Origin of the sequence: Mycobacteroides sp. PCS013 (assembly GCF_049532645.1) — a bacterium.
Classification (GTDB): Bacteria; Actinomycetota; Actinomycetes; order Mycobacteriales; family Mycobacteriaceae; genus Mycobacterium; species Mycobacterium gwanakae.
The window spans coordinates 3,204,801-3,229,253 of record NZ_CP150131.1; the positions used below are offsets into that span (position 1 = coordinate 3,204,801).

General features: G+C 64.3%; 25 protein-coding genes and 1 tRNA gene. 13 read left to right on the forward strand and 13 right to left on the reverse strand.

Going from position 1 to position 24,453, the window contains the following annotated elements; genetic code table 11:
• Positions 1-195 precede the first annotated feature (195 nt).
• On the forward strand, positions 196-441 hold the full coding sequence (locus RHO23_RS16080) for a hypothetical protein (protein ID WP_064409551.1): 246 nt from the start codon (positions 196-198) through the stop codon (positions 439-441).
• 25 nt (positions 442-466) lie between these two features.
• On the opposite strand, the gene RHO23_RS16085 is transcribed toward RHO23_RS16080, so the two are convergent.
• Together RHO23_RS16085 and RHO23_RS16090 are read right to left on the reverse strand one after the other, a co-directional pair.
• Positions 467-3,076: a LuxR C-terminal-related transcriptional regulator gene (locus RHO23_RS16085; RefSeq protein WP_070923162.1), complete on the reverse strand. Its 2,610-nt coding sequence runs from the start codon at positions 3,074-3,076 to the stop codon at positions 467-469.
• 103 nt (positions 3,077-3,179) lie between these two features.
• Positions 3,180-4,304, reverse strand: a complete 1,125-nt coding sequence (locus tag RHO23_RS16090) for a catalase family protein (protein WP_030096596.1) — start codon at positions 4,302-4,304, stop codon at positions 3,180-3,182.
• 248 nt (positions 4,305-4,552) lie between these two features.
• Between RHO23_RS16090 and RHO23_RS16095 the strand changes: the two genes are divergently transcribed.
• The 5 genes from RHO23_RS16095 (at position 4,553) to RHO23_RS16115 (ending at position 10,607) form a co-directional block, all read left to right on the forward strand.
• Positions 4,553-6,358 (forward strand): peroxidase family protein, encoded by a 1,806-nt coding sequence (locus RHO23_RS16095; protein ID WP_070922980.1) that lies wholly within the window; start codon positions 4,553-4,555, stop codon positions 6,356-6,358.
• 81 nt (positions 6,359-6,439) lie between these two features.
• A complete protein-coding gene (locus tag RHO23_RS16100) occupies positions 6,440-7,966 on the forward strand; it encodes a S8 family peptidase (RefSeq protein ID WP_070922981.1) in 1,527 nt (508 codons plus the stop codon).
• A 17-nt stretch (positions 7,967-7,983) separates the two neighbouring features.
• Positions 7,984-9,255 (forward strand): serine/threonine protein kinase, encoded by a 1,272-nt coding sequence (locus RHO23_RS16105; RefSeq protein ID WP_070922982.1) that lies wholly within the window; start codon positions 7,984-7,986, stop codon positions 9,253-9,255.
• A gap of 120 nt (positions 9,256-9,375) precedes the next feature.
• Complete coding sequence (locus tag RHO23_RS16110; protein WP_081346035.1) at positions 9,376-10,320, forward strand: trypsin-like serine peptidase; 945 nt, start codon at positions 9,376-9,378, stop codon at positions 10,318-10,320.
• 44 nt (positions 10,321-10,364) lie between these two features.
• Entirely contained in the window at positions 10,365-10,607 is a 243-nt protein-coding gene (locus RHO23_RS16115; RefSeq protein WP_057964819.1) for a hypothetical protein, read from the forward strand.
• A gap of 16 nt (positions 10,608-10,623) precedes the next feature.
• Here RHO23_RS16115 and RHO23_RS16120 read toward each other — a convergent pair whose 3' ends face one another.
• Positions 10,624-10,875 carry a hypothetical protein gene (locus tag RHO23_RS16120; RefSeq protein ID WP_199347551.1) on the reverse strand — a complete coding sequence of 84 codons (252 nt, stop codon included), beginning with the start codon at positions 10,873-10,875 and terminating at the stop codon, positions 10,624-10,626.
• Positions 10,876-11,050: 175 nt separating this feature from the next.
• On the opposite strand from RHO23_RS16120, the gene RHO23_RS16125 reads away from it, so the two are divergent.
• From RHO23_RS16125 to RHO23_RS16135, 3 genes are read left to right on the forward strand one after another with little or no spacing between them, the layout of a single operon-like run.
• Positions 11,051-11,518: a PadR family transcriptional regulator gene (locus RHO23_RS16125; RefSeq protein WP_070927425.1), complete on the forward strand. Its 468-nt coding sequence runs from the start codon at positions 11,051-11,053 to the stop codon at positions 11,516-11,518.
• Positions 11,515-11,889, forward strand: coding sequence for a 2TM domain-containing protein (locus tag RHO23_RS16130; RefSeq protein WP_070922984.1), 375 nt, complete (start codon positions 11,515-11,517; stop codon positions 11,887-11,889). The genes RHO23_RS16125 and RHO23_RS16130 overlap by 4 nt, the downstream gene beginning before the upstream one ends.
• A complete protein-coding gene (locus tag RHO23_RS16135) occupies positions 11,886-12,743 on the forward strand; it encodes a metal-dependent hydrolase (protein ID WP_070915460.1) in 858 nt (285 codons plus the stop codon). Before RHO23_RS16130 ends, RHO23_RS16135 begins: the two co-directional genes overlap by 4 nt.
• 76 nt (positions 12,744-12,819) lie before the next feature.
• Here RHO23_RS16135 and RHO23_RS16140 read toward each other — a convergent pair.
• A tRNA-Tyr gene (locus tag RHO23_RS16140) sits at positions 12,820-12,902 on the reverse strand.
• 90 nt (positions 12,903-12,992) lie between these two features.
• Between RHO23_RS16140 and RHO23_RS16145 the strand changes: the two genes are divergently transcribed.
• Both RHO23_RS16145 and RHO23_RS16150 read left to right on the forward strand, forming a co-directional pair.
• Entirely contained in the window at positions 12,993-13,484 is a 492-nt protein-coding gene (locus tag RHO23_RS16145) for a YajQ family cyclic di-GMP-binding protein (RefSeq protein ID WP_030096586.1), read from the forward strand.
• A 12-nt stretch (positions 13,485-13,496) separates the two neighbouring features.
• Positions 13,497-14,144: a LysE family translocator gene (locus RHO23_RS16150; RefSeq protein ID WP_030096585.1), complete on the forward strand. Its 648-nt coding sequence runs from the start codon at positions 13,497-13,499 to the stop codon at positions 14,142-14,144.
• On the opposite strand, the gene RHO23_RS16155 is transcribed toward RHO23_RS16150, so the two are convergent.
• Complete coding sequence (locus RHO23_RS16155; RefSeq protein WP_070922985.1) at positions 14,141-15,190, reverse strand: TIGR03617 family F420-dependent LLM class oxidoreductase; 1,050 nt, start codon at positions 15,188-15,190, stop codon at positions 14,141-14,143. The genes RHO23_RS16150 and RHO23_RS16155 overlap by 4 nt on opposite strands.
• A 34-nt stretch (positions 15,191-15,224) precedes the next feature.
• On the opposite strand from RHO23_RS16155, the gene RHO23_RS16160 reads away from it, so the two are divergent.
• Positions 15,225-16,247, forward strand: coding sequence for an NAD(P)H-dependent glycerol-3-phosphate dehydrogenase (locus RHO23_RS16160; RefSeq protein WP_030096583.1), 1,023 nt, complete (start codon positions 15,225-15,227; stop codon positions 16,245-16,247).
• Here RHO23_RS16160 and RHO23_RS16165 read toward each other — a convergent pair whose 3' ends face one another.
• From RHO23_RS16165 to RHO23_RS16195, 7 genes are all read right to left on the reverse strand, one after another.
• Positions 16,248-17,060, reverse strand: a complete 813-nt coding sequence (locus RHO23_RS16165) for an RsiV family protein (protein WP_070922986.1) — start codon at positions 17,058-17,060, stop codon at positions 16,248-16,250. It lies immediately after the preceding gene.
• Between the two features lie 20 nt (positions 17,061-17,080).
• A complete protein-coding gene (locus RHO23_RS16170) occupies positions 17,081-17,572 on the reverse strand; it encodes a hypothetical protein (RefSeq protein WP_046254735.1) in 492 nt (163 codons plus the stop codon).
• Between the two features lie 37 nt (positions 17,573-17,609).
• Positions 17,610-18,677 carry a ferredoxin--NADP reductase gene (locus RHO23_RS16175; protein ID WP_070915476.1) on the reverse strand — a complete coding sequence of 356 codons (1,068 nt, stop codon included), beginning with the start codon at positions 18,675-18,677 and terminating at the stop codon, positions 17,610-17,612.
• 9 nt (positions 18,678-18,686) lie between these two features.
• On the reverse strand, positions 18,687-19,550 hold the full coding sequence (locus tag RHO23_RS16180; protein ID WP_070920900.1) for an SDR family NAD(P)-dependent oxidoreductase: 864 nt from the start codon (positions 19,548-19,550) through the stop codon (positions 18,687-18,689).
• A gap of 33 nt (positions 19,551-19,583) precedes the next feature.
• The gene (locus RHO23_RS16185; RefSeq protein WP_070922987.1) at positions 19,584-21,188 is read right to left on the reverse strand and encodes a flavin-containing monooxygenase; all 1,605 of its coding nucleotides are present in this window, start codon (positions 21,186-21,188) and stop codon (positions 19,584-19,586) included.
• A 93-nt stretch (positions 21,189-21,281) separates the two neighbouring features.
• Positions 21,282-22,265 (reverse strand): AurF N-oxygenase family protein, encoded by a 984-nt coding sequence (locus tag RHO23_RS16190; protein ID WP_030096577.1) that lies wholly within the window; start codon positions 22,263-22,265, stop codon positions 21,282-21,284.
• Positions 22,266-22,356: 91 nt separating this feature from the next.
• The gene (locus RHO23_RS16195) at positions 22,357-23,340 is read right to left on the reverse strand and encodes a diiron oxygenase (protein WP_070915482.1); all 984 of its coding nucleotides are present in this window, start codon (positions 23,338-23,340) and stop codon (positions 22,357-22,359) included.
• A 118-nt stretch (positions 23,341-23,458) separates the two neighbouring features.
• Here RHO23_RS16195 and RHO23_RS16200 point away from each other — a divergent pair, with 118 nt between their 5' ends.
• Positions 23,459-23,824 carry a DUF4873 domain-containing protein gene (locus RHO23_RS16200; protein WP_070922988.1) on the forward strand — a complete coding sequence of 122 codons (366 nt, stop codon included), beginning with the start codon at positions 23,459-23,461 and terminating at the stop codon, positions 23,822-23,824.
• Positions 23,825-23,836: 12 nt separating this feature from the next.
• On the opposite strand, the gene RHO23_RS16205 is transcribed toward RHO23_RS16200, so the two are convergent.
• Positions 23,837-24,436, reverse strand: a complete 600-nt coding sequence (locus tag RHO23_RS16205; protein WP_070922989.1) for a TetR/AcrR family transcriptional regulator — start codon at positions 24,434-24,436, stop codon at positions 23,837-23,839.
• Positions 24,437-24,453: the final 17 nt, after the last annotated feature.

Consider the following 24,453-nt stretch of genomic DNA (forward strand, 5'->3'; position numbering starts at 1 on the left):
AGCAATGGTCGGCAGCGTCGCGCGATTTCGAACGAGTGATCCACTACCTGCATTTGGGCGCGGTCGGTGCCGCCCCGGCGAGGCCGCAGCGCGTCATCTCATCGCCCGCCAGGAACGAGGTAGCCCGCTACTCGTGCGGGTACCGGCCCGCGAGCCCTACCGTTTCAGCAGACCTATCACCCAAGGGAGCCGATCATGACAACGCTTGAACGACAAGCAATCCGGCAGCCGTCACCGATACCCACGACCAAGGTTGCGGCCAGTGGCACCGCCGGCGCGATCTCGGTCGTGCTGGTCTTCGTCCTCGGCAAGTTCAATGTCGAGATACCCGGAGACGTCGGCTCGGCCATCACTGTCCTGTTCTCCGTCGCATCCGGATACTTGGTGCACGAACGCACCGTTCTGCAGCCACCGGATTCGGAGAACGCCGCGGACGAATGAACCACCGCGGGCAGTTGGCAGCCGCCTATTCCTGCGGGTTCGCCAGGTCGCTCCACACGATCTTGGCAAGCTGATCACGGTCTGCGACATCGAGTTTGATGCACGCTCGGTAGATGTGGCCTTCGATGGTCCGCACCGACAGCGTGAGGCGCTCGGCGATCTCGCGGTTGCACAATCCCTGCCCGATGAGCGCCGCGATCTCACGTTCACGTGCGGTGACCGGCAGCGGGCGCGCGGCGGCCCGGATTGCGGGCGTAGCGGCGCCACCGCATTGACCTGCGATCCGCAGTGCACGGGCTGCGGATTCGGCGCTCTTGCTCCGGTCTCCATCGCGACCGCGTACCGCCACCGCCTGCGCTGCGGCATCCGCGGCCGAGAGCAGCAGGCCCGCGTTCTCGAACTCACCACTCACCGCATCCAGTGCCGCGGCATCGGAGGCACCGACGGCCACCGCGTGCCGCGCATACAGCTGCACCAGCGGACCGTGCACGCGCGGGACAAGCGACCCGAGGCGGCGCCCCACGGTCCGGTCACCGAACCGCGCCGCATGGTGCAGCGCCTCGGCCTCCACCGCGTATTGGCCCGCGGTGTGTGCGGCGTCGGCCGCGCGCCGGGCAATATCGACCGCCGACCGGTCTGCACCGCGCGCGGCCGCAAGCCAGGATTTCGCGATCAACAACTGGGGGTCGTGCAATGCGACGAACTGTCCTGAGTGTTCTCCGGATTCGGTCAGCACGCGCTCGGCGTCTTCCACCTTGCCGAGTGCGGCATAGGCGCGGGCCAGTAATAGCCGTGCGGGCAGCTGCCAAGGCAGTGGCTTCTCGGCATTGAGCGCGGCCAGCGCCTGTTCGATCGACGATATCGCCGTCGGGAAGGCGCCGCGGTGCACGGCAACCAGACCGGCCATGATGCGCGCTATCGCCCACGCCAGAAACTGTCCGGCCGAGGAGAATTCGGTGTATTCCGTGACCCGGCGGTCGGCCAGCCGAAGCTGCCCCGTGTAGACAAGTGCCAGCACATCGCAGTAACGCACCATCACCGCGATCATGCCGTCGGTGGATCTTTTCTGCGCACGGCACCTCGCGGCGATCGGCTCGAACTCGTCGCCGCGGCCAGCGACGGGCAGCGCGAGCCCGATACCGAACGCCGCGAATTCCACCGCCTGCCGGGGAGCCTCCGGATCCGACAGCACCAGCGTCGCCGCCGCCAGCCCCTCGTCGAACTGGTTCTCGTGTACGGCCAACGCCGCCCCCGTCGCGTCGACGACCAGTTTCAGGGCGGGATGCTGCACCCGTTCACGCAGCAGTGCCATCAGCTCGTGTGCACGCCGCACATCGCCCATCGACCAGAACGCGATGGACACCAGCGGAAGGCCCCACAGGACCAGCGAGAGTTCATCGAGCTGGTCCGGATCGAACTCGGCGAGCACCTGCTCGGCTTCCTCGGGCCGGCCCTGCCACAGCAGAGCGCGCGAGAGCACCTCGGCCGCGCGCAGGCCTCCGTCACGTTCCACCGCGCAGCGCGCCAGATGCTCACCCACCGGCAGGTTGGACAGATACACCGCGTCCTTCGCGGCGGAGACCAGGAGGGCCGGGTCCGTGGCCTCGTCGCTGCCGACCGACAGCTGCGCGAGCCGGATGCGCTTGGCAGCCGAGTCGATGTCACGCTCCCGAAGTGCCCGCACCAGCTGACCGCGCAGACGCCGGGCCGATGCGGTGCCCACTCTGCGCCGGATCACCTCGCCCAGCATCGGATGGCTGAACCGCACATTCATCCGCCGGCCGTCGGCTTCGACACGGACGAAGCCGCTGAGCTCGGCACCGTCCAGAGCATCGCCACCTGCGATCTCGCACAATGTGTCGAGATTGAGCGGTTCACACAAGGACAGCAGTTTCAGCACGTTGAGTACGTCGCCGTCCAACTGTTCGAGGCGATCTCCGAGCAGCGCGGCCAGCCCCGACGGGACAACCGTGTTACCGCGCAGTTGCCACACGCCGTTGACGGCGGTGAGGGATCCGGCCTCAACGGCCCCTTCCACCAGATGTCGCAGGAACAGCGGATTTCCACCGGATGACTCCCACATCACGTCGGCGCTCAGCCCTTCGAGGGCTCCGCCGAGCACTGATTCCACGAGGGCGACACTCTGCTGCTTGGTGAACGCCTCGAGTTCAAACCGGCGCAGGTAGTCGTCCTTCCACAATGCGGTGACCGCATCGGGAACGGGCTCGCCGCTACGCACGGTGGCCACCAGCCGGCCCGCATGGCCGACCGCGATCTGATGCAGCAGAGTCGCCGACAGATCATCCAGCAGATGAGCATCGTCGATCCCGATGATCGGATGTGGCGTCGCGACAATGGATTCCCGCGCCGCAGCGATGAGCGCAGCCGGGTCACGCGATCCGGTTGTCTGTATCCAGTGAGCGAACACGCCCAGCGGAATGTTCCGCGACGACTCGGTGCACGCCACCCAGCGAACCTGGCATTCCAGCGAGTCGGTGACCGTGCGCGCGAGGGTGGTCTTGCCTACTCCCGCCGAGCCGACCAGCACCACACCGCACGACAGGCTGTCCGACAGCGTCGCGCGGACAGCCTCGAATTCGTTTGGGCGGTCGAGCAACTGCCAGCTCCCCGACATGGAGAAAGAGTTTAGATCGCGACGGCGGTTTGTGTGGGCCAGTCCGGGGGCCGGTTTCTCCGGTGCGGCTGGTTTGGTGATCGCACGTGTCATCGCAACCATCTCAGTCCGGTAGATCCTGAACCCCGGCCGGCTCCATCCGCGACACACCGTTCTTCTCATGCCGAAAGTTGCTGGAGGCCTCGTAAACCCGAAGTTTCAACCTGTTGATCGACCCCAATGGCCGATGCGCGGCCAGGGCGCGCCATGAATTGAAGGACAGTACGTCGTCTCCGAACACCCGCCTCTTGTCACCATATGAATCTTGCACGGGGAAGACGATTTTGGCGATTCCCCGATGCGGGGAGTCCCCTTCCGGCCACGCGACGGTGGCATCTTCCAGGGGCATGGTCTTCTCGTCGGTGCATAGTTGCGCCCTCAGTTCGTACTCAGCACTGTTGTGCCGGAAGAACTCTGATACCAGGTGGCGGAACTCGTCGTCAGCGATGTCGTCCGGCAGAAGGACCCCTTCGAGGTCCCGCACGGACTTCGACAGCGGTACGTAACTGAGCTTGGCCACATACTCTCCGTACCGCAGCGGCGCCGAGGAATAGAACGTGTCACCGAGGATGTGGGTGTTGGGCCGAACGAACACGGCCACCGATTCCGGCAGTGAGAGTCCCACGCGTGGAAGCAGTTTCGCCACCCCGCCGAGAAGGTTGCTACCCAGTCTCAGCGCGGTATCCGGCAGCCGCGCCAGCAACCAGGCCGTGGGCATCCCCCGCCGTAGATATGCTTTCGCGTCGGCGAAGAGGAACTCGCGGTGGGTGACCAACACGAAATCCTGGGTGGTGGCCTCGTCATCGGGGAGCGTCCGCGGGCCCGCCACACCCAGGACCTTGATGCCCAGGCCCCGCACGCCCCGGATCCGGTCGCTGCGCAGCAGGCCAGACGTGGTGGACAACCTGGAGATGATCGGATAACTACCGGGCGTTGCGAACATGCCCTGGCGTAGGTGCGGTGGCAGGTCCGGATAGACCGTCAGCTCCCCGCGCAAGATGCCGTGGCTCTTCGCGTGCGCATCACGAACGGCATGCCGATACTTCCGGAAGGCCCGCTGGTTGTTCGTGTGCAGCACCTTGACGATCTTGTCGATGGCTTCCTCCTCGCCGGGAGGTGCCGCGTCCATGTTCTCGTTGTACCGAAGGTAGGTACGCGTCGCTTCGATCGATTCATCGGTGGCGCCCATCGCGGTCCAGTCCTCCCGTATTAGTGGTCCGGGACGGTCGATATCCATCGGACACGGTGACGTTCTCAGTGTCGTGAATGCCGGAGGTGCCGCGCATGAGTACACGACTACTCAATCCTGCGCTGCGGCCAGCGCCCATGTGCGTGAATTGACGAGGTATTCCCGGTGCGATCGGAAATCCGATTTCGTGGGTATCGAGTAGCGCAATACTCACGTTCTGACGCGTCAGAATTTGTCAGCATTACGGTATGGCGAAAAAGAGTGGACCCGCCACATCAGCCACCACATTGGCCTCGTGGCTCGCAACACGAATTGATCGGTCGGTCGGGTGGTCACGCCTGCCCACGGCATTCGGCATCGCAGTGCTCATCGGGCTCCGTAACGCGCTGCGAGCCGACAATCTGTTCGATACGGGGCGGGCGCCGGGTGGATCACCGCCGCCGGAGGACGCCGCCTACCGCAGTGCCCGGACGTTGGACGGCACCTACAACAACCTCGAACATCCGCTGATGGGGTCGGTCGGCAGCCGGTTCGGGCGTAACGCGCCCCTTGCCCAGACCTTCCCCGAATCCTCCGAACAACTCCTGGACCCGAACCCGCGGCTGATCAGCCGCAGGCTGCTGACCCGCGACGAGTTCATTCCGGCGACGACGCTGAACGTGCTGGCCGCGGCATGGATCCAATTCGAGGTCCACGACTGGTTCAGCCATAACACCGTCGAAGCCGAGCCATGGACGGTGCCGGTCGACGGGAACGATCCGTGGCCACAGCGTCCGATGCAGATACGCCGCACCGCACCCGACCCATGCCCCGATGCGTCCGGTCCCCCGACGTTCGTCACGCAGGACACCCATTGGTGGGACGGATCGCAGGTCTACGGCGGCACCCGCGTCATCGCCGATGCGCTGCGCACCGGGTCCGGGGGCACGCTACGGCTGGACGGACAAGGCCTGCCGCCTGCTGATGTCGAGGCGCTGGCCAGCACATCAGAGACGGCCGTGAACTTCTGGGTCGGCCTGGCCATCCTGCATTCGCTGTTCATGCGGGAACACAACGCGATCTGCGAGCATCTGGCTGCCTGTCATCCGGAAATGTCCGACCAGGAGCTGTACGACAAGGCCCGCCTAGTCAACACCGCGCTGATGGCGAAAATCCACACGATCGACTGGACTCCCGCCATAATCGGGCACCCCACCACGGTATTCGCGATGAACTCCAACTGGTCCGGCATTCTGGGCGAGCGCTTAGGCAACCTATTTCGGCGCCAGCCACATAACGCTCTGCTGCGCGGTATACCCGGCTCCCCCACAAGTCTGCATAACGTGCCATATTCGCTGACCGAAGAATTTGTCGCGGTGTACCGCATGCACCCGCTAATTCCCGATCGTTTCGTGCTGCGGTCGGCCTCCGATGATTCCGTGATCGCCGAACACGAATTACCGGATCTGGCCGTCCAACATGTGCGAACCCGCTTCAGCGAGACGTCGATAGAGAACATCATTTATTCGTTCGGCCGTGCCAATCCGGGTGCGCTGACTCTGCATAACTTCCCGCGTCATCTGCAACGTCTGGAGCGGCCGGACGGATCCATTTTGGATCTCGCCGCCATCGACGTGCTCCGGGTCCGTGAGCGGGGCGTGCCCCGTTACAACGAGTTCCGGCGGATGCTGCGTCTGCGGCCGGTGTCTTCGTTCGGCGAGCTCACCGACGACCCCGTGGTGGCCAAGGAGCTCGCGGCCATATACGGCGATGTCGAACGAGTGGATCTGATGGTCGGGCTGTACGCGGAGCCCAAACCGAAGGGATTTGGGTTCAGCGACACCGCTTTTCGAATCTTCGTGCTGATGGCGTCCCGCCGGCTGGAGAGCGACAGATTCTTCACAACCGACTTCCGGCCCGAGATCTACACGCCGGAAGGCATCGCGTGGGTCAGGGACAACTCGATGCGTTCGGTGCTGCTCCGGCACTTCCCGTCCCTGGACGCCGCGCTGGACGGTGTCGCGAATCCTTTCGCACCGTGGACGCCCGCGTGGGCCGGCGGATCGACCGAGTAGGCGAATACTCATGACCGACAAGGACGTTTGGGTTCACAATCGTCAGATGAGTTCCACCGGATTCATGCCCTTCGGTGTGCGATGAGCAGCCCCGTGCCACGCGGGCCCAAACGGCCATCGGTCATAAGCCCGATGGTCCTGGCCGATCCGCAGACGGCACTGCCGGCCGAGGCCAACGCCTTGGTCACCGACGATGACGATCGCAGGATGGTGCTGATCGAGCTTCTCGTCGGGGCGGGTGTCGACCCCGACGATGTGCGCGACCAATTCCTGCACATGTTCAATCGGGTACTGCGCGACGAGCCGCCCACACCAACGCCCGTCGGCCGCCACTATGTACGGTGCATGCTCACCCCCGACGAAATCCAGCGCCTGGTCCGTGGCGGCGCCAAGTCCCCTACCGCCAAAAGCGCACAACAAGCGCTGCAGCTGATCCGGCGGGTGTGGCCGGATCTGGTGGTGGAGGCGCATCTGGACCGCTCACTCACCACGATCAAGGCCGATGCGGCGATCCGTACCTATGGCTCCGGCGGGACCGGAGTCGTTTGGGCCGTGCTGGATTCGGGAATCGATGCCGAGCATCCCCATTTCGCCGCTAACGGCACCCTCACCGCGGATTCAGTGATGCCGCTGCACAAAGATTTCACGCTTTCCCCGGAGGCCTCGAAGGGGCCGCTCGTCGACGTCTACGGACACGGCACCCATGTGGCCGGCATCATCGCGGGCGAATCCCCCACCGACCCGAAACTCATCCGGATCGCATCCACTCAACCGACCGCCGAGGGGCTGCCGGAATGGGTTCCGCGAGTGCTGGCGCAGGGGTCGAGGCTGTCCGGGGTGGCTCCGCACGCCAACCTGGTGAGCCTGAAGGTCCTCGACGACGACGGCAAGACCCTGTCCAGTGTGCTCATCGACGCCCTCAACTATGTGCGCGAGATCAACAGCTACGGCAACGACCTACAGATCCACGGCGTGAATCTGTCGCTGGGATGCGGATGGATGCCAAGGGATTACGCGGCGGGCCAAAGCCCGCTGTGCCGCGAGCTCGATCTGCTCACCGGATCAGGGGTGGTTTGCGTCGTCAGTGCCGGAAACCTCGGGGCCGGCACCGCGGCAGCCGGTGTGGGCGCCGCGATCTTGGGCACAACGGCCGATGTCTACGGCCAGCTCTCCACCATCACCGATCCCGGCAATGCTGCCACCGCCATCACCGTCGGCTCGGTCCACCGGTACCGGCCGCATACCAGCGGTGTCACGTTCGACTCCTCCAAGGGGCCCACTCTCGATGGCCGGCGCAAACCCGACCTGGTGGCCCCTGGTGAGCGGATCACCTCTGCGGCAACCGGTCTCATGGCCAAGGGCATTGACCTGTTGAAGGACGACGGCACCGAGGGGGCCGCCAACTACATCGAAGACAGCGGGACCTCCATGGCCGCCGCACATGTGTCGGGTGCGATCGCCGCATTTTTGTCGGCTCGCACGGAGTTCGTGGGTAAACCACAAGAGGTCAAGGACATCTTCCTGAAGTCGGCCGTCGACTTGGGGCGTCACGAGTTCTTTCAGGGCGCGGGGCTTGTCGACCTGATGCGTGCACTATCCAACACCTAGAGACGAGCGATTACATCATGACAACGATCAAAGGATTGCCCTACTACGAACCGGATTTCAACGCCGATGGCTCACTCAACGACGCCACCGGTGACGGCGATGGCGGATTGCCGGCCGCGGTCGCGGCCGGTGGCATCACCGATCTGTTCCTGATGTCACACGGATGGAACAACAATGTGGCTTCCGCACGCCAGCTCTACACCGCGATGTTCTCGTTGATCGCCGATCAGCTCGGCGGCGATACAGACGGTGTGGCCGTCGCCGGAATCAACTGGCCGTCGGTGCTGCTGCCCGACGACAGCCCCGATAGCGCGCCGCCCGTACCTTCCACGGGCGCGGAGCTGGCCGCGGCCCTCACGCCACGCTTCCCCGTCCAGGCCGCGCAACTGAAAAAGATGGGCGAGCTGCTCGACGAGAAACCGCAGCAGTCGGCCAAGCTCATCGAGTTCCATACCTTGGCCGCCGGACTGGTCACCACCCCCGCCCAGTCGCAAGAGGACAGCGGCGAGTCCGACATCGTGAAGGGCGATCCGCTCGCGGTGTTCGGACAAGCCTCCGCCATGGCACCGAAGTCGACGAGTGCCGCACAGGGACTTGGTAATCCCTTCGCCGCGCTGTGGTCGGGGGCTCGCGAGATCCTGCGCACGATGAGCTACTACGAGATGAAGAACCGGGCCGGAGTTGTCGGCCAGCGCGGTCTCGGTCCGCTGCTGGCCTCACTGTCGGGCCCCGACGGCCCGCCCCGTATTCACCTCATCGGACACAGTTTCGGGGCGCGACTGGTCTCCTACGCGCTGGCAGGGCTTCCGGCAACCGGCACCAGCCCCGTCAAGTCGCTCACCCTGATCCAGGGCGCCTTCTCCCACTTCACCTTCAACCGCAAGCTGCTCTTCGACCCGGGCCGCGGACCCGGCGGCCTCGCCGGGCTCGAAGAGCGTGTGGACGGGCCGCTGCTGTCGACATACACCGCCGCCGATCGCGCGGTCGGCTGGTGGTACCCGGCGGCCAGCATGCTTGCGCGGCAGGACAGCCAAGCCGGACAAGACCCCTGGTTCCGCTGGGGCGCGATGGGTCACGACGGATACCAGCAGGATCCGGCCGCGACGACACTCGAGCTTGCCGAGGCCGGAAAGCCGTACGACTTCCAGCGCGGGCATTTCTACCGGCTTGACGCCAACAAGGTCATCGACGACGCCAGCCAATCCCAGTTCAGTGGTGCACACAGCGATATCAAGCATCCCGAGGTGGCGTGGGCTATCGTCTCGGCCGCGCGCGCCTCCCAGAACTGAACACGAAAACCGCTCCCGCAGTGTGAGATCGAGTACCGCACTACGCGTGAATCACGCTCCGGTACCGAACAGGATGAATACGTCCTAGCTCGAACTCACACCCTATGCAGGGAGATAAAAATGGCCACCGCAGTCAAGTCGACGAATCACAAGCCGTCCGAGACCGAGTACGAAATTTCAGGGGCCGCCGGTGCGGCCGCTGTCACCGAACACGAATTGCCGTCGGCGCGAGCGGGCGACGCCGACACCGAAACCACCAACGCCGCAACACAAGCGCACGGTGAATCCACAGTCAGTGAACTGGGTTCCGTCGACGGGTTGAGCACCGACGAGTCAGAGCTCGCGCCATTGGACGCCATTCTGGGTAGTTACCCCGAGTTGGCCAACAGCGCCGAGGTCATCATCGGTACCGATGATGGCGTTCGGGTCGGCAACACCACCACGTTCCCCTGGCGTGCAATCTGCCACCTGATCATCACCTCCGCCAACAACCGCACCTATGTCGGAACGGGCTGGCTGATCGCTCCCCGCACCGTGATGACGGCCGGGCACTGCGTCTATATGCATGCCGATGGCGGCTGGGTGCGCTCGATCCAGGTGATCCCCGGGCGCAATGCCGGTGTGCGCCCGTTCGGCACGCACGTGGGTACCGCCTTCCGCAGCGTCACCGGCTGGACCCAGAACCAGAATCGCGACAACGACTATGGCGCGATCATCCTGCCGGCGTCGTCACGTCCGGGCGATCAGACGGGATACTTCGGTTTCGCCACTCGCAATGACGATTTCCTGAAGGCCGCCGCGCTGAACCTGTCCGGGTATCCCGGCGAGAAGAACGGCGAGCAGTGGTTCATGGCGCAACGCACCAAGTCGGTCTCCGACCGCGTCATCACCTACGACATCGACACCACGGGCGGTCAGAGCGGTTCACCGGTATGGGTGTTGCAGAACGGCAACCGTTACGGCGTCGGCATTCACACCAACGGCGCCAACTCGGGCAACTCCGCCACCCGGATCAACAGCGCCGTCTTCAACAACATGTCGACGTGGAAGAGTGGCGGTATGTGACAAGGCTTTTCAGGTAATCAGAGAATCCGGACACAGGAGGATACGTGGTCGGCATCTCGTTTCGAGACTCCGCCGGGCGTCCGATGGCCGGTGCTGTGATCAGCATCGACTCGGCGCCCGGCGAGGTCCACGATATTGCCATGGTGGCCGACGATTGGGGCGAGGTGGTCATCTCCGCACCGGTGGCCGGTGACTATCGATTTCTTGTGTCGCACACCGGGAAGACTTTTCATGCCACGGCCCATATCGCCGAGGGACAAGATCAGCTGACGGTGACCGCCGGCTAGACCGTCCCGGCGCCGATCAGTACGACGTCTCGCGCGATGTCGCACGCGTGGCCGGGTAACAACCGTGCAGGCCGCTGATGAGACGATGCGCCTCGTCAAGTTCCTTGCGCATGGCGCGCAAGCGCCGATGATGGCGTGGGGCAGCAAGATTCGCGTGGCGGTCGATCTGCCGCTCGGCCTTGTCGATCTGTTGCGACACATAGTCCACGTGCTCATACAGCGACCGCAGCAGGACCCGAGCCTGCGCCACCGCCGCGTCTTCAGCCATGCGGGCATGGTCGCACCAATTTCCCCACTCTTCGCGCCGGCACGGGGCTGATCCGGAAATGAACCACAACAGATGTAGTGCCTCCTTGGCGAACCACTCACCGAGCCATTGACTTCGTAATAGTTTCGATACTACTTTCGTAATAGTTTCGTAGGTGCGGAGAGGAGGCACGGTCATGGCACGTTTCTTCCGTCATGGCGAACTGCCCCTCGTGCTCCTGGCGCTGCTGGCGCAGCGGCCCATGCACGGCTATGAACTGATGTCCGAACTATCACGGCTGTTCGGCGCCGGTGGCTACCAACCATCGCCCGGAACCGTGTATCCCGCAGTCGAAGCACTGGCCGCCGAAGGCCTACTGAACGGCCAGACACGCGAGGGCCGGACGGTGTACCGCACGTCAGCCGAGGGCGAGCGGGCACTGACCAGCAGAGCCGACGTACTGGCGGGCGTGGAGCTGCGCACCGGCGCACGGTTCGGCCGCGGCGACTCATTCGAGAAGATCCTCGCCCGGTTCTCCGCGCGGATCATGCCGTCGGCAGGCCGGGTGGATCCCACCGCGGTGGAGAAGATCCTCGATCAGGCCGCCCTGGAGATTACTGGCCTTGCCAGAGTTGACGATCGCAGGAGAGGAGCCAAGCAGTGAGCGATGACGCCTTTGAACGTGCAGTGGAACGTGCCGAACGCCGGGCCGACGAGGAGCAGCGACGGCTCGATCGAAAACGCCGGGCATGGATCGGGCAGATGAATCGAACTGCCTTCCGGATCCACGCCAGCACCTACGCCGCTGTGCAGGTCCTGCTCGTGGCGATCTGGGCGCTTACCTGGCAGTTCGACCATGGCACGGCATACCCGTGGTTCATCTATCCCCTCTTGGGCTGGGGAATCGCCCTCATCGCCCACTACGTCGTCGCCAGCTCCATCTGGCGTCATCATCCCGACACCGGCCCAGAGCCCTGGCCTGCCGAGGGCGTCAATCGAGCCACCCGTGAAACACCCACCCAGGAGCCGCTATGAACACCCCTGTTGACGAAGCCGCCCGGCCCATCAAGACAAGGCGCATCAAGTTCCGGTATCCGACCGGTTCATTGAATCGCCACTACGTGCAGGGCGATCTGGTGATGAGCCACATCATCGCGATGCTGTCGGCGGTGTTCCCGGAGGGAGAGGACTACTTCATCCGGTCCGTCAAACACTTCTCCGACCAGATCACCGATCCCCTGCTGAAAAAGCAGGTGGCCGGGTTCATAGGTCAGGAGGTGACACACGGGCGTGAGCACCGCGAACTCAACGAGCGACTGCAGCAGATGGGTTACCCGACGGGCATCGTCGACCGGATGACCAAACGAGGGATGAGTCTCTACACGCGGTACCTGCCGCCTCGATTCAACCTCGCCATGACGGCGGCCCTGGAGCATTACACCGCGACGCTCGCCGAGACTCTGCTGACCGATCAGCGCGCGCAAGATCTGCTGGGCGAGGGCGAGGTCCGCTCGATGCTCCTCTGGCACGCGCTGGAAGAGTCCGAACATCGCGCCGTGGCCTTCGACGTCTATCGAACGGTCGGGGGCACCGAGCGCATGCGCGCGTGGGCGATGCGGCTGATCACGACGGTGTTCCTGTGCGGGACGCTCCTGGACACCCTGATGTCGCTGCTTCTCGACCGGGCGACGTACAACCCCGTCAGGTTGTTCAGAAGCATTGCCGAACTGCGGCATTCGCCCTTCGTGACCCGGGACGTGCTCGCCCGGGTCAGGGCCTACAACCGGCCCGGTTTCCATCCGGATGAATTCGACAACACCGACCTGGTTGAACGCTGGAACACCGAACTCTTCGGCGAGCAGGGACAGCTGGCCGGCCATCTGCGCTGAGCCGATACGCCGGGCGCAATCTGCGCATCCCCCCTGAAAAAACCTCAGGCCCCCTCGAAAGGGGGCCTGAGTGCTGTGGCGGGTGCAGGATTCGAACCTGCGTAGGCGTAAGCCGACGGATTTACAGTCCGCTCCCATTGGCCGCTCGGGCAACCCGCCTTATCAGACGATGCAGGATACAACGATAGGGTCGTGCCAACGCAAACCGACTGGATACGGAACATACGAAGACCAGAAAGAGGAGCAGTCATGGCGGATTCATCATTCGACATCGTGAGCAAGATCGACCGCCAGGAGGTCGACAATGCGCTCAATCAGGCGGCCAAGGAGCTGACCACACGATTCGACTTCCGTGGGACCGACACCACTATCGCCTGGAAAGGTGACGAGACCATCGAGCTGATCAGCTCCACCGAGGAGCGTCTGAAGGCGGCCGTGGACGTCTTCAAGGAAAAGCTGATCCGCCGGGACATCAGCATGAAGGCCTTCGACGCGGGCGACCCGCAGCCCAGCGGCAAGACCTACCGGCTCACCGGGACCCTCAAGCAGGGCATCGACACCGAGAACGCCAAGAAGATCAATAAGATCATCCGCGACGAGGGCCCCAAGGGTGTCAAGTCGCAGGTGCAGGGCGAAGAGATCCGGGTGTCGAGCAAGAAGCGTGATGACCTGCAGGCCGTCCAGGCACTGTTGAAGGGCTCGGACCTGGATATTGCCTTGCAGTTCGTGAACTACCGGTAGCAGGATCGGTCGATGATCCCCGCTGTCTCGCCATCGCACCTGATCGGCTTCGCGCTCGTCGCGTACGCCCTCATCGTGATTCCGGGACCGAGCGTGCTGTTTTCCGTCGGCCGTTCGCTCAGCCTGGGCCGCCGCGCGGGCCTGCTGAGCGTGCTGGGCAATACGGCAGGCACCGCGGTGTTCGTGGCGCCTGCGACGGCCGGACTGGGCGCCCTGCTGACCGCCTCCTCCTGGGCGCTGACGGCGGTGAAGCTGGTTGGCGCTGCCTATCTGATCTACCTTGGCGTACAGGCGATTCGGAACCGCAAGTCGCTCAACGAGGCATTGAACGCAGACCGGCCCGCGGCGGGACAACGACACGTCTTCCGGCAGGGCTTCATCGTCGGCCTGACCAACCCGAAGACGGCGTTGTTCTTCGCCGCGGTGCTGCCGCAGTTCGCCGATCCTGCCGCAGGCTCGGTGCCGACCCAGATCTTCCTCTTCGGCATCGTGTTCATCGCGATAGCTCTTGTCTCGGACAGCCTGTGGGCACTGCTGGCCAGCACCGCGCGCAATTGGTTCGCCCGTTCACCCAAGCGCCTGGAGACAATGGGCGGTGCGGGCGGCTTCATGATTGTCGGCCTGGGGGCCGGGGTGGCGATCTCAGGTACCCACGCCTAGTGAGCCTCCGCGCAGGCGGTCAGCAGCGCTGCCAGCAGTGCACGATCGGGCCGGTACGGGGTGTTGAAACCCAACCGGTGCACCAGATCGCCGTAGCGGTCCCGCAATTGGCGCGCGCCCTGCGCGGGATCGGTCACGGTGATCGCCGCGGTATCGACGAACTCGTCGTCGATCAGATTGGTCATCGCATCCCATTCGCCCTGTTTGGACAGCTCTTTGAGTTTCGGGCCAACCTCTGAGCGCCCGTGCAGTTCCAGGATCGGCCAGTAGGCGGGCGTGGACCCATAGAAGGCGAGCTGCTTGCGCACCGCCGCCCGCGCACTCGCCAGCTCGGTGTCGTCGCGCCCGATGATGATCATCGGCGAGTGGTGGATCTGAATGTCGGCGAGTGTCTTTCCGGACTTCTGCGCGCCACGTGCCAGCGTCGGCACGGTGATCTGCGCGAGGTAGTCGGGTGTACAGAACGGGTGGGACAAGAATCCGTCGGCCACCTCGCCCGCAACCTCGGTCATCCCGCTACCGACACCGGCCAGCCAGATAGGTGGCGGGCCAAAGGCGCTCACCTCGGCGGGATCAGGCATGAACATTGGCGTCATGAGGGTGTGCTGATAGAACTCGCCGCGATAGTCCAGACGCCCACGTTCCTGCCACGACTGCCAGATGGCGCGCACCGCCAGCACCATGTCACGCATCCGCGCCGCGGGACTGCTCCACGGCATGCCGAACCTACGGGTGATGTGCGGTTTGATCTGCGTACCGAGCCCGAGGATGAATCGCCCGCCCGAGTAGGCTTGCAGATCCCAGCCAATGTTGGCCAACAGCATCGGATTTCGCGCGAAGGCGACCGCGATGGAGGTCCCCAGGGTGACATCCCTGGTGTGCTCGGCGGCCAGCAGCAGCGGCAGAAACGGGTCGTGCGCGCCCTCGAATGTCCAGATACCCGCGTAGCCGGCCCCCTCGGCTTCGGCGGCATCGGCGGCCATGGTGGTCAGCCCGGTCGTGAGCGTCACATCGATCAACACCGCACTCATATTGCCGAAGTCCATATTCACGGCGCATCGGGCCCATACCCTGGCGGGCATGGCAGCACTTCGTGAACCACAAGTCGTCGTCCTCGGGGGCGGATCCTGGGGCACCACGGTGGCCTCGATTGTGGCGCGCCGCAGCCCCACCCTGCAGTGGGCCCGTTCGCCGGAAACCGTCGCGGATATCAATGAACGGCACCGCAATTCGCGGTACCTGAGCGACGAGGTCGAACTGACGGAAAGCCTGCGCGCCACCTCGGATCTGCACGAGGCCATCGAACAGGCCGATGTGGTGATCATGGGTGTTCCCTCCCACAGCTTCCGCGAGGTGCTGACCGAGATCGGGCAGTCCTTACGTCCGTGGGTGCCGATCGTGTCGCTGGTTAAGGGCCTCGAGCAGGGCTCCCGGATGCGGATGTCACAGATCATCGAGGAAGTGCTGCCAGGACACCCGGCGGGCATCCTGGCCGGGCCCAACATCGCCAAGGAGGTGGCTCGCGGGTATGCGGCCGCTGGGGTGGTCGCGATGCCCGATCAGCACCAGGCAGCGCGTCTGGGCGAGCTGTTCCGCACATCGCGCTTCCGCGTGTACAGCACCAACGACGTGGTGGGTGTGGAGATGGCGGGCGCACTCAAGAACGTCTTCGCCATCGCCAGCGGCATGGGTTACGCGATCGGGATCGGCGAGAACACCCGCGCCATGGTGATCGCGCGGGCACTGCGGGAAATGACCAAACTCGGTGTGGCCATGGGCGGTAACCCGGAGACCTTTCCCGGCCTGGCGGGCCTGGGCGACCTCATCGTCACCTGCACGAGTGCCAGCAGCCGCAACCGGCACGTGGGCGAGGAGATCGGCAAGGGCAAGACCATCGACGAGATCATCGAATCGATGAATCAGGTGGCCGAGGGCGTGAAGGCGTCCTCCGTGGTGATGACCCTTGCCGACGAGTACGGCATCCAGATGCCGATCGCCCGTGAGGTCGACGGGGTGATCAACCACGGCTCCACAGTTGAGCAGGCCTATCGCGGACTCATGGCGGCCACTCCCGGCCACGAGGTGCACGGCACCGGATTCTGATCAGGCGGGCAGGTACTCGGGCTTCACCACATCGCGCAGCTCGGATAGCGCCACCCGGCTCTGCATCGGCCCCTCGGCGTACGCGGCCACGCGGTATGGCTCGAAAGAGAACAGCAGCGCGTCGCCGTCCAGCGAAAGTTCTGTGAAATTGCCTGGCTCCGGAACCGTTCCGGTATCGACGAATTCGGTTCCCACACCGCCGAGCTGCGCGCGCAGATCGGCGCGGACCAGCGCGGCGATCTTGGGCAGAGCCGTCGCCGGGTCGATCACCAGCGACCCGATGGTGATGGGCTGTTTGGTGACGCGGTCGAAGGCCAGGGTGCGAAAGGCGAATCCCGGGTGATAGCCGCCGAGCGACTCGCTGATCGAGAACCGCACGCTGTCGGAGGGATGCACACCCTTGCCCTGATACGCCTCGAAGCTGACCTGCAGCGCCCACGGCTTGCCTTCGGGCGGGGCTCCCGCACGCTCGACGGACTTGCGGAAATTAGCGCGGATATCCGCCACCAGCTCGTCGGTCGCCTTCTGCAGCTCAGGGAAGGACGAATCCCACTGGACGGGGATGAGCAGGTGCTGGGTGGCCTGCGGGGTGACCTCGTCGATGACGCAGCCCTGAACGGCGTCCCAGCGACCGCCGTGTTTGGGGCAGGCGGGTTCGCCGGCGGGGTCAACGGTCGCGGTGGGGGTTGCCACGGCAGAGGCTGACACACTGGCGGATTCCTGCGCGGGGGCGTCCGTGGGTGCTTCTCCCCTATCGCAGCCGACAAGGACGATGCCGCACAGAACGGCGATCAGCAGGTTCCCAAGACGCATGCGACCAATCTAACCAGCGGCTAGGTGGTGTAGCTGCCGCCCGGACCCACCACGAAGCCGTTCTGCCAGCGGTTGTTGACACAGGTCAAGGTGCCGCCACCGTCCAGGCCGCAGCTGACCTCGCGGTAGCTCAGGCGATGCCCCGGCGCCAGGGGCTTGAAGACATCGCCGCCGAGGCCGTAAATCGGCCGGTCGGTGCTGGCGAAACCGGGGGCGTTACTGCCGCTGACGAGGTTCGCTCCATTGGGCGCCCCGGGCAGCGGGCCACTGCAGCCATAGCTGGCATCGGCGCGCTTGATCATGCAGGAGATCCCACCGGGAATGGTGAAGCCGTAGGCCGTGTCCGCCAAGACGCTGTACTCCAGCGGTGACACCGGAGTGAGGCCGTTGACGTTCGGAAGCCCGGACGGGTCAAGAGGATTCGGGGTATCTGGGTCGGCGGACGCCACGCCCGCCAGCATCAAGGCGGCAATCGCGCTGGTCACGGCGCCAAGGATCGGCAGGGTACGCATCCCGTGACCATATCCAAGATCGCGCGCAATCTCGCGTCTACTGGTCAAAGACGATATCGACGCTGTCGGTGACCGGAACGGCCTGACAGGCCAGCGTCAGCCCCATCGCCAGGTCGGCATCGACCAGGGTGTCGTTGCGAAGCATCCGTACCTCGCCGCGGCGCACCGTGCAGGCACACGCGCTGCAGGCACCCTCGCGGCATGAGTACGGGGCATCGAGGCCCTGGGCGAGCAGCACGTCGAGCAGCGGGGTGTTCCTGGGCCACTCGACGGTGACCTGTGTGCCGTCGAGTTCCACCGTCGCCTCCGCGGTGTCCCCGCCACCCTGCGGGACCACGATGTCGGCGAACGGGTCGCCGGTCAGCGACTGGTAGAGCTCGACGTGAATGTGGCTGGCCGGCATCCCGACGGCCGACAACGCGGCGCGCGCCCCGTCCATGAACGGCGCCGGGCCACAGATGTAGGTGCCGTACCGGGTGTAGGCCTTGAACAACTCGGCCATGGCGTCACGGGTCGGCAATCCGCGCTCGGATTCGAGCCAGTGCACAACCCGCAGCCGGTCCGGGAACTCCACCATGATGTCGTCGATCTCGGCACCGAAGATGACGCTCTGCTCATCCCTGTTCGCGTAGAACAAGTACACCGTTCCGGCACCACCCAGCAGCACCGACTTAGCGATGGACAGCATGGGGGTGATGCCGCTGCCGGCCGCGATCAGCAAGAAGTCGCCGTCCAGCGACCGCGGCACGAAAACCCCGGACGGGGTGAGCACGGTGATGTGATCACCCACGACGACGTTGTCGCACAGCCAGTTCGACGCGTAACCGCCGTCCGTGCGTTTGATGGTGACGACGAGGTCGTCATCGAGATGCGGTGAGCTGGACAGCGAGTAGCAGCGGGCCACCGATCCCGTTTGTTCACTGGGGATTTTCAGCGTGAGGAATTGCCCCGGTCGATACCGGAAGGCATCGACGAGGGCATCGGGCACTTCGAACACCAGGGAAACCGCATCCCCTGTCTCCCTGATGATCTCGACGACCTCCAGTGAATGTACGTGGGGATTACCAGTCACCTTGGGGGCATCCGGTGTGACGGTGTCTGTCATCGACGGCGCCTAGAGCTCGATACCGAAACGGGCCGCGATCTTCTTGCCCGGCCCGTACTTGCCGAGTCCGTAGAACGGCGCCATCAGATCCCCGTAACGCGGTCCGATGATGCGCGGTATGGCGTCGAACACCCGGGCATCAGGACCGATCAACACACGGGGCCGATTCTTCTCGACACCCCGCAGAATGATCCGCGCCGCCGAGTCCGGCCGGGTGATCGCCGCGAGCTGGAAGCCCTTTCGGACGGTTTCGCGGTCCACGCCCTCGGGGATACCCCGCGCGCTTGAGGCGATGTTGGTCTTGATCCCGCCGGGGTGCACACAGGTGACTCCGACGGGGTACTTGGCCGCCCGGATCTCCTGACGCAGTGCCTCAGTGAAGCCACGAACAGCGAATTTTGCTGCGTTATAGGCACTCTGAGACGGGATGCCCATGAATCCAAACACCGACGACACATTGATGATGTGGCCATCGCCCGATTCGATGAGATGCGGGAGGAAGGCCTTGGTGCCGTGCGCAACTCCCCAGAAGTTGATGTTCATCAGCCAGTCGAAGTCGTCCCATTCCATGTCTTTGACGTCGGCGGAAAGCGCGACGCCGGCATTGTTGAACACCAGGTTGACCTGACCGAACTCGTTCTTGACGTCTGCGGCATGGGCGTACACGGCGGCCCTGTCGGCGACGTCGAGTTCAAAGGGGATGGCGGTCGCGCCCGCCTTCTCGCAACGCCCGGCGGTATCGGCCACGCCTGCGGTGTCGATATCCGAGAGCGCCAACCGCACACCGCGCTGGGCCAGATTCAAGGCCAGGCTGCGGCCGATACCCGAACCGGCACCGGTGATGACGGCGACCTTGTTGTCGAAGTTCTTCATGGTTTCTCGCTTCTGTTGGGCGGAAGTGGCGGCCTAGCGTGCGGACAGGCTTGGCGAGGTCTGCCGCGGACCGTCCGCGAGGGGAATAGTCTTGCGCACAGCCGGGCGTACCGCGCCTTCGAACTCATACTCGGTGGGATCGACTTTTCTTGTCTGCGACCAGTATTCGAAGGTGAATCCGGACCACAACGTCCGGTTCTTGCCGTGCTCGTCCAGGTACCAGCTCTGGCAACCGCCGTTGTTCCAGACCGAGCCCTGCAGCTTGCGCTGAACCTCGGCGTTGAACCGGTCCTGGGCTTCGCGGGTAGGCACAATCGCCTGGGCGTAGGCCTCATCAACGTGCTTGATGGCCTCGGTGACGTAATGGATCTGCGACTCGATCATGAACACGATCGAGTTGTGGCCCAGCCCGGTGTTGGGGCCCAGGAGGAAGAACAGGTTGGGCATGCCGGCGATCGTGATGCCGCGATGAGCGGTGACACCCTCTACCGACCAACGGTCGCCGAGATCCTCGCCGTTCTGGCCCTTCAGATCCAGATACTTGTACGAGTCGGTGACGTGGAAGCCGGTGCCGAAAATGATGGCGTCGACCTTGCGCTCGATTCCGTCGCTGGTGACCACACCGTCGGCGGTCACCCGCGTGATGGACTCGGTGACCAATTCCGTCTTCGGGTTCTCGATCGCCTTGTAGTACGTGGCCGAGCCCAGCAGGCGTTTGCAGCCGGCCCGGTAATCCGGTGTCACCTTCCGGCGTACGTCCGGATCCGAGATCTGGCTCTTGATGTACGCACGGCCCAGCAGCTCAACGCCTTTCAGCAAGGCCGGGCGCCGGTTCATCGCGTATGCGCCCGCCTCGGCGCCGAAGTACATGCCGCTGCGGAACAACGCCCGCAGCCCCGGGACGCTTGCGAACGCCCGCTTGGCCGCCGGACCGAATTCGACATTGCTGCGCGGCAACACCCACGGCGGCGTGCGCTGGAAGAGTTTCAGCTCGCCGACCTTGCCGACGATCTCGGGGACGAACTGAATAGCGCTGGCACCCGTACCGATGACGGCGACCTTCTTGCCGGTGAGGTCGAAGTCGTGGTTCCACTGCGCGGAATGAAAGACCGGCCCCTCGAAACGGTCGAGGCCGTCGATCTCCGGGATGCTCGGAATGTGCAGGGCGCCGACCCCCGAGATGAGGAACTGGCAGATGTACTCCTGCCCACTCTCGGTGAATACATGCCAGCGGTACTCGCTCTCGTCCCAGTACCCGCGAGTGACACGTGTGTTGAAGGTGACATGCCGATACAAGCCGTACTTGGCGGCGACTTCCTTGAGATAGTCGAAGATCTCGGGCTGCCTGGAAAAGAGTTGATCCCAGTTCGACCGCGGCTCGAACGAGAACGAGTAGAGGTGCGTCGGCACATCGCATGCCGCACCGGGGTAGGTGTTGTCGCGCCAGGTGCCACCCATTTCGCCGGCCTTTTCAAGGATGCGGAACGGCACCCCCATCTTCTGCAGCGCGATCGCCGCACCGATACCCGAGAAACCGGTGCCGACTATCAGCGCCCGGACCCGGATGGGATCGGCGGAGCCGCTGTCGATCACAGTGTCGGGCTGCTGTTCTTCGGACGGTGTATCGGTGACAGTCATGTGGCGCAATCGCTTTCTGTTTTCGAAGGTGGACCCTTGGCACGGCAGAACTGGCTCATTGCCACCGGCAACGAGCCAGTTCTGCTCTCGCGCTTATCGCGACTTGATCTCGGCCAGGATGTCGTCTGGCATCGCCCGCGACATCCGCAACAGTCGCCCGGTGAATTTGCCGTCCAGGAAACCGATCTCGTGCATGAAGCGCATCAACGGCTCCGAAACCCATGTCGCGTTCTCGCGGTAGTTCGGTGACGTCAAGAAGGCGTACAGGCCGCGCAGCGGATGAATCCCCACCGACCGGTATGCCTTCGGGTTGAAGAGCACCGGGTAGATACCGATTACCGCAAGGGCGAAAACCCCGCGGTGGAATGCGTTGGACACCGGGCCTCGTTCGGCGATCTGACGCACCAATTCCTCACGCGCATAGGTGATATGCCGCGCCTCTTCGAGCACATGGATCTTCATCAGCTGGCGCGCATGCGGCTGCACCGTCTCGTCCATCATCGATTCGCGCTGCGCGCGGTCCAACACCTCTTCGACCAGCAGCAGCCCGCCCAGGCCCGAGGGGCCCAGCGGCGCCAGTCCCAGAAGCCGGATGACGCGCGTCGCGAACTTGGGATAGGTGTACGGCTCGACGCCGAGCTTGTTCACGAGACGACCGAACATTGTGGAGTGCCGCGCTTCCTCGCTGACCTCGGTCAGCGCGTAACGGCCGTGATCGGTCGCTCCCCCGTTCTGCTCGACAACCTGCCGCCACAGCATGGCGCTGAGACCGGTCTCGACATAGATGCCGAAGCTGAGTACTGAGCCGAGCTCATGACGCGTCAGTTCGATGCGCTGTTCCTGGGTCAGCTTGTCCCACAGTTTGGTGCCATACAGCGACGTCCGCTGCGGAGTGGTCCAGTACAACCCAGGAACCACGGGGGCATCCCAGTCGATGTCGACTTCACCGTCGTAGGCACGTTCCGCGGCCGAACGCAGCAGTCGTTGCGCCGTCTTCTGCCGGTCGCCCACGGACTTGCCCCGCACCGACGAGGCGCCGGCCTCGTGAAGAGCCGTTGGTTGGTCGATGGTCGTCATTGATCCCGCCCTCCAATTTTATACATTACTTTCAGTACCCGTTACTTTGAGTCTTAACGTTGCACCCTGGTTTGTCAATCCCCGAATGGGGTCATAAAAGGCCGCGACCTCCGAGAATCGACCGCGCGGCGCTGGTCGTGAACATTCCTGCGTCCTGGGCGATATCGAGGTATCGCCGCAACAACACCTGATTGCGGTGGCGACTGTTCTCGCTCCGCGCCGCCGCCCTGCGGCCGGCCCGCTCGGTCAGGCCCACGCTGCGGTACACCTGCGGACGCACGATCAGCGAGGTCGCCAAGACCGTCAACAGCGCAACCGAGATATCAGCCGGGGCAGCGGGCAGATACCGCCGGGCATCCACCGCGCGGTACAGCTCGTCCTCGGCGAACTCCAGCTGACGGCGGCCGACCAGAACACAGATCTTCGCGACCTGCCGAACCACAGGCTGCGCCTGCTCGTCGGCCTCGAGCTCACTCATCAGCTGATGAATCAACCTGTGCAGCAAGAGAATGAATCCACGGCCGAGAGGACCATGCGGAATGAGTGGGACGAAGAACCGCTGCAGACGCTGCACGGCCATCGGCGCGGGCACAAGCTCCAACCCCGTCTTGTTGATCAGCCGGCCGACCATGGTCGCGTTGCGGCTGATATCGCGAACGCTGGCCAACAGAAAGCGGGTGTAGTCATCGGCGAGCGTGTTGCCCTCGATGACATCCCGGAACATCAGTGACGCCAGCGCACCCTGCGCATCCACGACGAAACTCAGCAGACTGACCAGCTCCTGGCGCGCCAGTTCGTCACGTTGCTCCACCGAAAGTGCACCCCACTCGGGGGTGCCGTAGAGCGACACCCGATGGGGAGCCAGCCAATGCATCCCGGAACTCAGGGGCGCATCCCAGTCGATGTCCAGTTCGGGGTCATAGCTGAGCTCTGTGGCTTCGAAGAGCAACCGGCGCGCCGTCTTGAGGCGATCACCCACCCGGCGACGACGCGTAGGAACGCCACCGTCCACCGTGGTGGCCTGACTGAACTCGTAGTCGGTGTAGTTGATGTCTTTGTAACTACTGGACGTCACGTCGCTGTCCTCTGATCCCCAAGGTTTAGTACCCGTATTAAATAGTATCGGGTACTCTTTGTTACGCATATGTCAGCGAGCTTGCCGGGGCGGTATCCCGGTTGTCAAGAGGAGAGCCATGACCCTTCCCCGACAGGACGACACCAACAGCGTCTTCAGCCATAGCCCGCATGATGATTCGGACTACATCGGCGAGGCGACGGTGACCGTTCGCGGTGTCGAGGTACCGGTCCAGCTGGAGCTCAAGGGGTACAGCGAGCCGATCGACGGCATTTACCGATGGATCGGACGCATCAGGCCGAACGAACAACTGACCGCGATCGTCGGCGACGAGGCACGCGTGCATGCCACGATCCGCACCGCACATAGCGCGCGGGATGCCTTCATCGGCGACCCAGACCCGTGGAATCGGTATCGGGTGATCGGGAAGAGCACTCCGCCCTTCCACGTCGCTACCGATCTCTCGGAAGTCGAACCGGAATAAGGGTTTTCGCCCCTACTGCCGTCGAGCGCGAATCAGCGCCACGAGTTCGCGCTCAACCTCGCGCAGTGGCTGCACCGAGCGCGCCGCCCGCGCTTGCAACAGCGCCCCCTCGATCGCGCTGACAATCAGCGACGCCACGCCGTCCGCGCCGTCGACCAGGCCCGAGTCCCGCAATGAACCCTCCAGCTGGGTCCGCATCCCCAGGAAGGCGTCGTGGGCCGCGGTCCGGATCTGCTCCTCCCCCGGACCCGCGAGCGCGGCCGCCGCATGAGGGCATCCGGTGTCGAAGTCGTGGGTCTGCAGCTGGTTTGTCCACCACTTGATGAATTTGGCGAGGACGTACTCGGTATCGCCACGCTCCCTTAGCGCGCCAAGGAACGCGTTGGCCTGCGCCGAGGCCTCCCTTTCGGCCTCGGCGATGAGCTCACCCTTGCCCTCCGGGAAGTGCTGATAAATGGAGTTCCGGGCCGTACCGCTGCGTTTAAGCAGATCAGCGAGGCCGGTGCCGTGCACCCCACGTTCGCGCATCATCGCGATCGCGCTATCGATCAGCCGCTGCCGTGGACCCGGTGTCACCTCAGCCTCCTCATTCAAATGGACCGATCGGTCCATGCCCTGCTACCGTCGAT

Bases quoted from the DNA above. Each gene is read 5' to 3' on its own strand.
- RHO23_RS16080 (WP_064409551.1), top strand. From the start codon at position 196: ATGACAACGCTTGAACGACAAGCAATCCGGCAGCCGTCACCGATACCC.
- RHO23_RS16085 (WP_070923162.1), bottom strand. From the start codon at position 3,076: ATGTCGGGGAGCTGGCAGTTGCTCGACCGCCCAAACGAATTCGAGGCT.
- RHO23_RS16090 (WP_030096596.1), bottom strand. From the start codon at position 4,304: ATGGGCGCCACCGATGAATCGATCGAAGCGACGCGTACCTACCTTCGG.
- RHO23_RS16095 (WP_070922980.1), top strand. From the start codon at position 4,553: ATGGCGAAAAAGAGTGGACCCGCCACATCAGCCACCACATTGGCCTCG.
- RHO23_RS16100 (WP_070922981.1), top strand. From the start codon at position 6,440: ATGAGCAGCCCCGTGCCACGCGGGCCCAAACGGCCATCGGTCATAAGC.
- RHO23_RS16105 (WP_070922982.1), top strand. From the start codon at position 7,984: ATGACAACGATCAAAGGATTGCCCTACTACGAACCGGATTTCAACGCC.
- RHO23_RS16110 (WP_081346035.1), top strand. From the start codon at position 9,376: ATGGCCACCGCAGTCAAGTCGACGAATCACAAGCCGTCCGAGACCGAG.
- RHO23_RS16120 (WP_199347551.1), bottom strand. From the start codon at position 10,875: ATGGCTGAAGACGCGGCGGTGGCGCAGGCTCGGGTCCTGCTGCGGTCG.
- RHO23_RS16125 (WP_070927425.1), top strand. From the start codon at position 11,051: ATGGCACGTTTCTTCCGTCATGGCGAACTGCCCCTCGTGCTCCTGGCG.
- RHO23_RS16135 (WP_070915460.1), top strand. From the start codon at position 11,886: ATGAACACCCCTGTTGACGAAGCCGCCCGGCCCATCAAGACAAGGCGC.
- RHO23_RS16145 (WP_030096586.1), top strand. From the start codon at position 12,993: ATGGCGGATTCATCATTCGACATCGTGAGCAAGATCGACCGCCAGGAG.
- RHO23_RS16150 (WP_030096585.1), top strand. From the start codon at position 13,497: ATGATCCCCGCTGTCTCGCCATCGCACCTGATCGGCTTCGCGCTCGTC.
- RHO23_RS16155 (WP_070922985.1), bottom strand. From the start codon at position 15,190: ATGGACTTCGGCAATATGAGTGCGGTGTTGATCGATGTGACGCTCACG.
- RHO23_RS16160 (WP_030096583.1), top strand. From the start codon at position 15,225: ATGGCAGCACTTCGTGAACCACAAGTCGTCGTCCTCGGGGGCGGATCC.
- RHO23_RS16165 (WP_070922986.1), bottom strand. From the start codon at position 17,060: ATGCGTCTTGGGAACCTGCTGATCGCCGTTCTGTGCGGCATCGTCCTT.
- RHO23_RS16170 (WP_046254735.1), bottom strand. From the start codon at position 17,572: ATGCGTACCCTGCCGATCCTTGGCGCCGTGACCAGCGCGATTGCCGCC.
- RHO23_RS16175 (WP_070915476.1), bottom strand. From the start codon at position 18,677: ATGACAGACACCGTCACACCGGATGCCCCCAAGGTGACTGGTAATCCC.
- RHO23_RS16180 (WP_070920900.1), bottom strand. From the start codon at position 19,550: ATGAAGAACTTCGACAACAAGGTCGCCGTCATCACCGGTGCCGGTTCG.
- RHO23_RS16185 (WP_070922987.1), bottom strand. From the start codon at position 21,188: ATGACTGTCACCGATACACCGTCCGAAGAACAGCAGCCCGACACTGTG.
- RHO23_RS16190 (WP_030096577.1), bottom strand. From the start codon at position 22,265: ATGACGACCATCGACCAACCAACGGCTCTTCACGAGGCCGGCGCCTCG.
- RHO23_RS16200 (WP_070922988.1), top strand. From the start codon at position 23,459: ATGACCCTTCCCCGACAGGACGACACCAACAGCGTCTTCAGCCATAGC.
- RHO23_RS16205 (WP_070922989.1), bottom strand. From the start codon at position 24,436: ATGGACCGATCGGTCCATTTGAATGAGGAGGCTGAGGTGACACCGGGT.